At 39.6% G+C, this 12444-nt stretch carries 2 protein-coding genes; both read left to right on the forward strand.

Going from position 1 to position 12444, the window contains the following annotated elements; all coding sequences use genetic code 11:
- The first annotated feature begins 1 nt into the window (after position 1).
- A complete protein-coding gene (locus tag OLM61_RS12960; protein WP_264523070.1) occupies positions 2-11119 on the forward strand; it encodes a non-ribosomal peptide synthetase in 11118 nt (3705 codons plus the stop codon).
- A gap of 52 nt (positions 11120-11171) precedes the next feature.
- A complete protein-coding gene (locus tag OLM61_RS12965) occupies positions 11172-12437 on the forward strand; it encodes a condensation domain-containing protein (protein WP_264523071.1) in 1266 nt (421 codons plus the stop codon).
- Positions 12438-12444 lie beyond the last annotated feature (7 nt).

A 12444-nucleotide genomic window follows, 5' to 3' on the forward strand; every position in this document is an offset into this window, starting at 1 on the left:
GATGAAAGATATCAAATCAATAATTACCAGTTTATCGAAAAAAGAAGTACAAATTTTCCTTGATGATTCAGAAGAAAATTTAAGAGTAACAGGAAACACAGCAGCTCTTACAGCAGAAGATAAAATCGATATTTCGACCAACAAAGAGCGATTAATTACTTTACTTAAAAGCACTAAAAACAATACCAAATTTAATTTTGAGTCAATTGCGACTGTTGCGGAAGCTGAAAGTTATGAGGTGTCTGCAGGACAACGTCGTCTTTGGACATTAAGCCAATTTGAAGGTGGATCTGAGGTATACAACATGCCTATGCGTACTCCTTTAAAAGGCAGTTATGACATTGAATGTTTTCAAAAAGCAATAACAGCGACTATAGACCGTCATGAAATCCTGCGTACTACTTTTAAAATGGATGAAAACGGTGAAGTAAGACAATATGTAAAGCCAACAGCAGCGGTAGATTTTAAACTGTCTTATGTTGATTTCAGAACTGTTACCGATAAAGAAGCCAGTGTATCCAACTATATCAAAAAGGATTCATTTGTCCCTTTTGATTTAGAAAACGGACCGCTGTTTCGTCTAAGTTTATTACAGACGGAAGAGGATGCGTATGTTTTCTATTACAACATGCATCATATTATAGGTGACGGATGGTCTATGAATGTCCTGTCAAAAGATGTATTTACCTTTTATGAGTCTTTTGTAAAAGGGATTGCTCCCGATCTTGCACCTTTGGCCATACAATATAAAGATTATGCAAACTGGCAGGCTTTACAAATAAATACAGCCGGTTCAACTACAGACAAAACGTATTGGATGGAAAGCCTTTCAGGAGAATTACCTGTTTTAGACCTTCCTTCAGAAAAACGTCGCCCTTCTGTAAAAACACACAAAGGACGTAGCTTAAGAGCCTACATTTCTAAGGAGACCACTGCTATGCTTCAGCGTTTTACAAAAGAGAACAACAGCAGTACTTTTATTAGTTTATTGACCACGATCAACATTCTTTTTCATAAATATACCTCCGATTCAGATATTATTATCGGAAGTCCGGTAGCAGGCCGTGATCATGCCGATTTGGCCAATCAGATTGGTTTTTATGTGAATACCATTGCTTTGCGCAATACCATAAATGCTCAGGAGAATTTTGCTTCAATTTATAAAAGAATTAAAGAACAGACCCTGGAGGCGTTCAACCATCAAATGTATCCTTTTGACAGTTTGGTAGAAAACCTGAACATCAAGAGAGATGCAGGAAGAAGCAGTGTATTTGATGTTTTATTAGTGCTTCAGAACACAGCAAACGAGGAAACGATCGAAATACCAACATCAAAAACCAATACCATTGTTGATTTAGGAGAAACCGTTTCAAAATTTGATATAGAACTTAATTTCAGAGAAGCCGGAGGACAGTTAATTTTAGATATTGCTTACAATACAGAAGTGTACGAATATCAGATGATTGAAGGCTTAATCAGACATTACCAACAAATCTTAGAAGAAGTATTATTTCAGCCGGAAACTCCAATTGGTCAATTAACCTACATCAGTAAAGAAGAAGAAAATGAATTACTGGTAGATTTTAATGCTACAAAAAACAATTACCCTACAGCTATTACGATTGTTGACTTAATTGAAACACAGGTTGCCGCTAATCCGGAAGGAATTGCTTTGGCCTATGAAGGAGCAACAATGACTTATGCAGCCTTAAATGCAAAAGCCAATCAGGTGGCTCATTACTTACGCAGTATAGGAGTTACAACAGAGTCTATCGTTGGACTGTGTATGGAACGTTCTTTTGAAATGGTTATCGGGATGCTGGGAATTATGAAATCAGGAGGTGCTTATGCCCCTATTGATCCTCATTATCCGGCAGAGCGAATTGAATTTATCCTAAAAGACACAGCGGCAGAGGCTATATTGGTAAATGCCGGAAGCAGCAGTAAAGTTAATTTTCTGGAAGATATTGCCATACTAAACCTGGACGAGCACGATACCATATTTGCGAATCAGTCAGCAGCGAATCCTAATGTAGCAATACCTGTTTCCAATGCAGCTTATGTAATTTATACTTCGGGATCTACAGGAAACCCTAAAGGAGTAGTGAATGAGCAACGCGGTTTAGTGAATCGTTTATTATGGGCAAAGGAATATTATAATGTAACGGCTAACGATGTATTGATACAAAAAACTACTTTTTGTTTTGACGTATCGGTTTGGGAGTTTTTTCTTCCGCTGTTATCAGGTTGTAAACTAGTCATTCCAAAACCGGAAGGACATAAGGACAGTGATTATTTAAGAGAACTGATTGCCACTCATCAGGTGACCATGATTCACTTTGTACCTTCTATGTTAAGTGCCTTTTTACTGGATATCGATGTTACGAAATGCAGCAGTCTGAAAAATGTAGTGTGTAGTGGAGAGGCTCTAAAAATCAGCCAGGCAGAAGAATTTCAAAAAGCATTACCAAATGTTACTTTGAGTAATTTATACGGACCTACGGAGGCTTCGATAGATGTAACAAGCTGTATCATTCCTTTTAATGCGACTGACTTAAAACGTATTACGATAGGTAAACCAGTGGCCAACACTCAGATTTATATTCTGGATAGTGAAATGAACATACAACCCAAAGGTGTTACAGGAGAACTTTATATAGGAGGTGTTCAGGTAGCCAGAGGGTATATCAACCTTCCGGAACTTAATGCGTTCCGATTTGTAAACAATCCTTTTGGAGAAGGAAAATTGTACAGAACCGGTGACAATGCAAAATGGCTTCAGGATGGAACTATAGAATACCTTGGAAGAGAAGACAGCCAGGTAAAAGTTAGAGGTTACCGAATTGAACTGGGAGAATTGGATACCGTGATAAACAGCTGTCCGGCTATACGTCAGGGAGTTGTTATTGCGAGAGAAGATGCTTACGGCGTAAATGAACTGATAGCTTATATCGTTCTTACGGCAGCTAAAACAAAAGAGGATGTTATTGCTTATTTAAAAGAGCATATTCCGGGTTATATGATTCCGGGAATTATGGTAGAGCTGGAGGCCATTCCATTAACCTCAAATGGTAAAGTAAACAGAAAAGCATTACCGGATCCGGTATTTAGCAGAGAATACGAATATGTAGCCCCAACCACAAAAACAGAAGAGGAATTGGCTGTCATCTGGCAGGATTTACTCAAAGCAGAGCAGGTTGGAATCACAGATAATTTCTTTGAACTGGGAGGACATTCCTTATTGGCAGTGCGATTAATATCGGCGATAAAAAATACAATGAACGTTGCGCTTACGATTACAAACGTATTTAGTAATCCAACGATTTCTGATTTGGCTTATTTTATTGAAAATCAGGATACTAGTGCAGTACTTCCTTTGGTGACCAAACAAGATTTACCGGAAGCGATTCCGTTATCGTATGCGCAGGAGCGTTTGTGGTTTGTCGATAAGTTAAAAGGAAGTGAGCATTATCACATGCCGGTTTTATTAAACTTAAAAGGAGCACTAAATACAGACTACCTTTCTCAGGCTTTAAAAACCATTGTAGAACGTCATGAAACCTTACGCACCGTATTTGTAGAAAATGAAGGTGTAGCTTATCAGGTGGTACAACCGGCTGATAGCTGGGAACTGAATGTGGTTGCTACGGATGCCGATTATCAGGATCTTATTGCCGATGAGATAAACAAGCCTTTTGATTTAGCAAAAGATTATATGCTACGTGCTACTGTGATTAAAGTAGCGGAGGCAGAACATATTTTAGTGATTGTACGCCATCACATTGCAACAGATGGTTGGTCTGAATCGATCATTGTTAAAGAATTCAAAGAATTATATGCTTCTTATGCATCAGGAAGAGAAGCCGATTTACCGGTTCTTGATTTTCAATATGCCGATTATTCGGTTTGGCAGCGTTCAGAATTATCTGGTGCTGTTTTAGAAGAGAAACTAGGATATTGGGAGACTAAATTAAGCGGGGTAGCCCCGTCTGCACTTCCTGTTGATTACGCAAGACCAACGGTTCAAAGCAATCGTGGAGATCATATCAGTTTTAAGTTAGACAGTGATCGCAGCGAGGCTTTAAGAACTTATGCAAAAGAACAGGGCGTAACTTTATTCATGTTATTGTCAAGTGTTTATAAAGTATTGTTATACCGTCACAGCGGACAGTCTGATATTTGTATCGGAACTACCGTTGCCAATCGTCCGCAACAGGAATTAGAGTCTATGATTGGATTCTTTGTGAATGCTTTGGCCCTTCGCAGTGATTTGTCCGGTAATCCATCGTTTAATGAGGTGCTTAAATCGGTAAAACAAACCACTTTAGAAGCTTACAATCATATTGCCGTTCCATTTGAAAAAGTAGTAGATCGCGTAGAGAAAACCAGAGACAAAAGCAGAAGCTCTTTATTCCAGGTCTTGTTTGTTTTAAACAACAATCCAGAGTCTAAAGTGTCTGAATTTAGCGATATTACCATCGAAGCAATGGCTATGAATTATAATGTAGCTAAGTATGATTTAACCATTTTTGCTGAAGACAGCGCTGAAGGAATTTCGTTCTCTTTCAACTATTGCACCGATCTTTTCAGTGCTGCTACAATAGCAGGATTACGATCACATTACGAGAACTTATTGGGTACTATTTTAGTAAACGACACTTTATCGATAGGAAATCTGGCGATGCTTAGCCCGGAAGAAGAGCAGGCATTAACAGTAGGTTACAATACTGCTGACTATACACTATCAGGAGAAGGAACTGTATTGTCGCTTTTCGAGGCACAGGTTGCTAAAACTCCAGATACAGTTGCTTTTGTGTACAATGATAGCCGTATGACGTACAAAGAACTGGACGAAGCCGCTACCAAATTGGCGTATCATTACCAACAGACGTATGAGTTACAGCAAAATGACCTGATGGGTATCATGATGGATACTTCTAACTGGTCTTTATTAGGAATCTTATCGATCCTAAAATCAGGAGCAGGTTATGTTCCAATTGATCCTACTTTACCAAAAGAGCGTCAGTTGTACATGGTACAGGAAGCCAATATAAAAGCGTTGTTGATCGAATCGAGCAGTTTGTTTGACGTAATCGACTTTTCGGTTCCGGTATTTTCACTAGATATTCAGTATGCCGATGTAGCAGCATTGCCACAGGAGGTTACTTTTTCAACATTGGCTACTGAAGAAACTACCGCTTATGTCGTGTACACTTCGGGAACAACGGGTCAGCCAAAAGGTGTTCAGGTAAGTCATAAGAACCTGGTAGATTATTACGAAGGATTAGACGCGAAAATTTCAATTAGCGCCAACAAAAGCTTCGGACTTATGTCTTCCCTTTCTGCCGATTTAGGAAATACCGTATTGTTCGGTTCTTTATTAAGTGGAGGCTGTCTGCATTTGTTCAACAAAGAATCTTTAATGGACGGGGTGAAATTACAAGCCTATTTTAACACCAACACAATTGATTGTATTAAAATAGTACCGAGCCACTGGCAGGCGTTGCGTCTGGATACCGATTTGTTATTGCCAGCACGCACCATCATATTTGGAGGAGACGTATTGCCGGTATCACATGTAAAAGAAATCGCAGCACAAGATCCAAACGTAACCATCGTGAACCATTACGGTCCAACCGAAAGTACCATTGGAAAATTACTGCACAAAGTAGATCCTGATTTTGATTATGTGACCATCCCGGTTGGAAAATTATTCTCTAACAGTGAGGCTTATATTGTAAGCAGCGACATGTCGTTATGCCCAATTGGAGTTTCGGGAGAATTACTATTAGGAGGAGCAGGAATCTCAAAAGGATATTTGAATCGTGAAGATTTAACCCAGGAGAAATTCATCGCCAACCCATTTGCGGGAGCTAAGAGCACGGTTTTATACCGAACCGGAGATTTGGTACGCAGAAATGTATTGGGAGAAATTGAATTTTTAGGACGTGTAGACGATCAGGTTAAAATTCGCGGCTATCGTGTCGAATTAAAAGAAATCAGCAGAGTGATTCAGGGATATTCCGGAATTGTACAAAGCGAGGTTTTGTTTAAAGAAGACAGCACAGGCGTTAAACGTTTGGTGAGTTATTTGGTGGCCGAGGAAGGTTATTCAGAGGCTGATTTGAAATCTTATCTTTTAGGAATAGTTCCGGATTATATGGTTCCTCAGGTATTTGTGGTTTTAGATCAGATGCCGTTGACTTCAAACGGAAAGATCGACAGAAAAGCATTACCGGACCCTACAGTGACGCAGGACCGTGTGTATGTTGCCGCCGAAACTGAAGTAGAAAAAGACCTGGTTGCTATCTGGCAGGATTTACTAAATGTAGAACAAGTAGGGGTTACCGATGATTTCTTCGAATTAGGAGGGCATTCTTTACTGGCCGTTCGTTTGCTATCAGCGATCAAAACGACATTGAATGTTGCCATCAATATCACCGATATTTTCGATCATACTAATATTGCAGCTTTGGCCGCTTTTATAGAAAGTCAGGACAACACGGCTGTACTGCCTTTGGTAACCAAACAAGATTTACCGGCAGATATCCCGTTGTCTTATGCGCAGGAGCGTTTGTGGTTTATCGACAGGTTAAAAGGAAGCGAGCATTATCATGTGCCGGTACTATTAAACCTGAAAGGAGATTTGAATATAGAATTTCTTTCACGAGCGTTAAATACTATTGTAGAGCGTCATGAGGCACTGCGTACCATTTTTGTAGAAAAAGAAGGTATTGCTTATCAAAAAGTACAACCTTCAGATGCCTGGGATCTTACTATTTTCACTGCTGTGGCAGATCATGCTGCATTTATTAAAGAAGAAGTAAACCGTCCTTTCGATTTGTCTAAAGATTATATGCTGCGTGCAACTGTTATCAAACAATCAGATAATGAGCATATTTTATTGCTGGTTCGTCATCATATTGCAACCGATGGCTGGTCGACATCACTGATCGTAAACGAGTTTAAAACCTTGTATGCTTCTTATAAAGAAGGAAAAGAAGCCGATTTACCGGTTCTTGATTTCCAATACACCGATTATGCGGTTTGGCAGCGTTCAGAGATTTCAGGAGATTATTTAGCAGAGAAATTAGCGTATTGGGATTCTAAACTGACGGGAGTTGCTCCTTCAGCACTTCCTACGGATTATCCAAGACCAGCGGTTCAAAGCGGTTCAGGAGATTATATCAATTTTAAATTAGACAGCGAACGCAGCGAGGCTTTACGTGCCTATGCGAAGGAAGAGGGCGTAACCTTATTCATGTTATTGCTGAGTGTTTATAAAGTATTGTTATACCGTCACAGCGGACAGTCGGATATTTGTATCGGAACTACCGTTGCCAATCGTCCACAACAGGAATTAGAATCTATGATTGGATTCTTTGTGAATACTTTGGCGCTTCGCAGTGATTTGTCCGGTAATCCGTCCTTCAATGAGGTGCTGAAATCGGTAAAACAAACCACTTTAGAAGCGTACAGTCATATCGCCGTTCCGTTTGAAAAAGTAGTAGATCGCGTAGAGAAAGCGAGAGATAAAAGCAGAAACTCCTTATTCCAGGTTTTATTTGTTTTAAACAACAATCCGGAGGCTAAAGTATCTGATTTTAGTGATATTACCATTGAACCAATGGGAATGGAATACAACATTTCAAAATTTGATCTGACCATTTTTGCCGAAGACAGCGCTGAAGGAATTTCGTTCTCTTTCAACTATTGCACTGATCTTTTCAGTTCGGCTACAGTAGCAGGATTACTATCACATTACGAGAACCTGCTGACTACTATTTTGGCAGACGGAGGTACAGCTATAGGAAATCTGGCGATGCTTAGCCCTGAAGAAGAGCAGGCATTGACAGTAGGTTATAATACCGCTGATTATGCATTATCAGGAGAAGGAACTGTATTATCGCTTTTTGAAGCACAGGTTGCCAAAACTCCCGATGCAGTGGCTTTTGTGTACAACGATAGCCGTATGACGTACAAAGAACTGGACGAAGCCGCTACCAAATTGGCGTATCATTACCAACAGACGTATGAGTTACAGCAAAATGACCTGATGGGTATCATGATGGATACTTCTAACTGGTCTTTATTAGGAATCTTATCGATTCTAAAATCAGGAGCAGGTTATGTTCCAATTGATGCTGCTTTACCAAAAGAGCGTCAGTTGTACATGGTACAGGAAGCCAATATCAAAGCGTTGTTGATCGAATCGAGCAGTTTGTTTGACGTAATCGACTTTTCGGTTCCGGTATTTTCACTTGATATTCAGTATGCCGATGTAGCAGCATTGCCACAGGAGGTTACTTTTTCAACATTGGCCACCGAAGAAACTACCGCTTATGTCGTGTACACTTCGGGAACAACAGGTCAGCCAAAAGGTGTTCAGGTAAGTCACAAAAACCTGGTAGATTATTACGAAGGATTAGAGGCTAAAATTTCAATCAGCACCAACAAAAGCTTCGGACTAATGTCTTCTCTTTCTGCCGATTTAGGAAATACTGTATTATATGGTTCTTTACTAAGTGGAGGCTGTCTGCATTTGTTCAACAAAGAATCTTTAATGGATGGGGTGAAACTGCAGGCTTATTTTAACACCAACACAATTGATTGTATCAAAATAGTACCAAGCCACTGGCAAGCGCTACGTCTTGATACCGATTTGTTATTGCCAGCACGCACCATCATATTTGGAGGAGACGTATTACCGGTATCACATGTAAAAGAAATCGCAGCACAAGATCCAAACGTAAGCATTGTGAACCATTATGGTCCAACCGAAAGTACTATTGGAAAATTATTGCACAAAGTAGATCCTGATTTTGATTATGTGACCATCCCGGTTGGAAAATTATTCTCCAACAGTGAAGCTTATATTGTAAGCAGCGACATGTCGTTATGCCCAATTGGCGTTTCGGGAGAATTATTACTAGGAGGAGCAGGAATCTCAAAAGGATATTTGAATCGTGAAGATTTAACCCAGGAGAAATTCATCGCCAACCCATTTGCGGGAGCTAAGAGTGCGGTTTTATACCGAACCGGAGATTTGGTACGCAGAAATGCATTGGGAGAAATTGAATTTTTAGGACGTGTAGACGATCAGGTTAAAATTCGCGGCTATCGTGTCGAATTAAAAGAAATCAGCCGAGTGATTCAGGGATATTCCGGAATTGTACAAAGCGAGGTTTTGTTTAAAGAAGACAGCACAGGCGTTAAACGTTTGGTGAGTTATTTAGTGGCCGAAGAAGGTTATTCAGAGGCTGATTTGAAATCTTATCTTTTAGGAATAGTTCCTGATTATATGGTTCCTCAGGTATTTGTGGTCTTAGATCAGATGCCATTAACTTCAAACGGAAAGATCGACAGAAAAGCATTACCGGATCCTACCATTACAGCAGGACGCGACTATGTTGCACCAACTACAAAGGTAGAAGAGGATTTGGTTACCATCTGGCAAAATCTGCTTAATGTAGAGGAAGTAGGGGTAACGGATAACTTCTTTGAATTGGGAGGCGATTCTATCATTGTCATTCAGGTAGTGAGCAGAGCGAAGAAAAAAGGATATCAAATTCAGGTACAAGATTTGTTCGACTATCAAACGATAGCTGAGCTGGCGGTTGCTGCTGAACAAAATAGTAAAGAGCTAAGCACGGCCGAACAGGGAATCTTAGAAGGTGAGGTGCCTTTATCTCCAATTCAGCAATGGTTTTTCGAAAGAAACGAAGACGTGTTTTCACATTTTAATCAGGGTGTTTTATTAAGTATCGATAAAAAGATTGTCAAAGAAAAATTAGAAGAAACAGTAGCCTTAATTACCAAACGTCACGACTCGCTGAGATGCAGCTATCAAAAAGAGAGCACAGACGGGCAGACCGAATGGAAACAGTTTTATGGACAACCTGCCAATTTGTATCGTACCGAAACGATCGAAGCAGGAACGAACATTGCAGAAGCTGTTACAGCCATTTGTGTAAAATACCAGGAATCACTGGATATCGAAAAAGGAGATTTAGCACGTTTTGTTCTCATTGAAACACCGGATGCCGAGCAGTACAACCGACTTTTTATGGTTTCTCATCACCTGGCAGTAGACGGAGTTTCGTGGCGATTTATCATTGATGATCTGGAAACACTTTTAGCAGAAGAAACGCTGGATGAAGCCCAGTATTTAGCCAATAAAAACAACTCTTTCAGAGATTGGATCAACAAGCTGAAAAACTTTGCAGAAACCGAAGAAATAGAATCTCAGTTAGAGTACTGGCAGCAAATTAATACCGATTATAACCCGCTTCCAACTGATTTTTCGGCCAACAAACCAACCCGACAAACCAAGAAAACTCAGGTAGGAGTGCTGAGCGAGGAATACACCAAACAGCTATTAAAAGAGGCCAATACAGCCTACAATACTGAAATCAATGATTTGATGTTAAGCGCACTTCAAATGACTTTTGAAGATGTTTTCGGAACAAAACGATTGGCATTAGGTTTTGAAGGTCACGGAAGAGAAAATGTACTGAAAGACATAGATGTGAGCGGTACTACAGGATGGTTTACCAATAAATATCCTGTGATCCTGTCTAAAGGCGATGCAAAAACCGAAGGCGATACGGTAAAATCAGTAAAAGAAGCGTTGCGCAGAATTCCGACCAAAGGAATGGGGTATGGCTGTCTGCGTTACTTACACTCGTCTGATGAAATACGCAGTTCGTTAAAAAATTGCGGATGGGATGTAGTGTTCAATTATTTAGGACAGATTGATAATGTGCTGAATCAAAGCGCCATTTTTTCAGGAGCCTCAGAATTTTCGGGAGACCACATTAGCCCAACTTCCATATTAGAAGAGAAATTTATCATCAAAGCAATTATTGTTGCCAACGAACTTAGAATTTCCTGGGACTATTCGGAAGAACAATATCGTTCAGAGACTGTTCAGAATTTGGCTCGTACCTATGTCGAAAATTTAACGCAGCTGATCAAACACTGTATCAATAAAAAAGTGAGCGAAGTGACTCCTTCAGATTTTGGATTGAGTGACACCTTAGATTTTAAAGAATTCGACGCTTTATTTGAATCAGAAGCTGAGGTAGATTCAGAAAGCGAAAGCATCCTGAGATTCTAAACGCTGTTTTGTACGAACCTTATTTACTATTAATTACCTAACACCAAAACATATGAAATTACCTGTTTCTTATCACCAGCAAAGGATGTGGTTTATCGATCATTTTGAGAGAGATTATCTGTATGAAGGAGGACCTGTTTATCACAATATCCCTTTGAGTTTAACCCTTAAAAAAGAGGTGACCACCAACGAAATTTATCAGGCTTTTGCACAATTAATCAACCGTCATGATATTTTAAGGACGACCATAATAAAAGAGGGTGACCAGATTTTTCAATCCATTAAAACGCCGGAAGAAATTAACATAGAAAATTTGCTTACAGAACAGTCTGATCTTAAAGAAAATCAGGAAACATTGCGCAAAGGATTTTTCAATTTTGAAAATGAATTACTGGTAAAAGCTTTTTTTGAACGATTGGAAAATCAAACTCGAATTTTGTTTGTCTTTCATCACGCTATTGTTGACCGCTACAGTCTTGGTATTCTTAAGGAAGATTTTTTAAGTTTTATAGCGCATCCCAAAGATTCATTAGGATTCACCATGCAATACAAAGATTTTTCAGAATGGGAACAGGCCGTTGATCCTTACGAAACCGAAACATTGGTTGCGCATTGGAGAAAACGATTATCCAATCTACAGGTATTGTACATTCCGACAGATACAGAACGAGTACCGGTACATATTTATAAGGCCGCCACAACTGCTTTTTCGTTTAGCAAAGACCGTTTGCAATCTTTTGCCGCTATCAATGGCACGACATCACAAATAGTAACGCTGGCGGTTTACAAAATGGCCTTAGCTAAATTTTCAGGACTTTCTGAAATCGTGATCGGAACCCTTATGGACATGCGCAATCATCTTACCGCATCAACCGTAGGAGCTATCGAAAATCTGGTAGTCTTACAATCTGTTTTGGAAGAAAACACAACATTAGCTGAGGCTTGTACCGTTGTGGCCAATACCTGGAATACGGCAGATCTAAACAAGGGAATTCCTTTTGATAAGCTGGTGGTAGAGATCAATCCTAAAAAAGATATGAGCAGAACCGCACTATTTGATGTTTTATACCTCTACGATCAGCATAACGCTGTTACCGAAGATCAGGACGAACCATTTGAGTATAAAAATCAAGGATTAGGAAAATATGATCTTAACCTTTTGGTACAGGAAAAAGAGACCACTTTTGATTTTATACTCACCTATAACGACCTCTATTTTCAACCGGGAACCATTGCGGCATTTTTAGAAAGTATGGAAAATATTCTCGAAACCGCTGCAGTACACCAAGAAGAGTTACGAGGTATCGCATTGTTCTAATTACAAC

The organism is Flavobacterium sp. N502536, from assembly GCF_025947345.1.
Taxonomy (GTDB): Bacteria; Bacteroidota; Bacteroidia; order Flavobacteriales; family Flavobacteriaceae; genus Flavobacterium.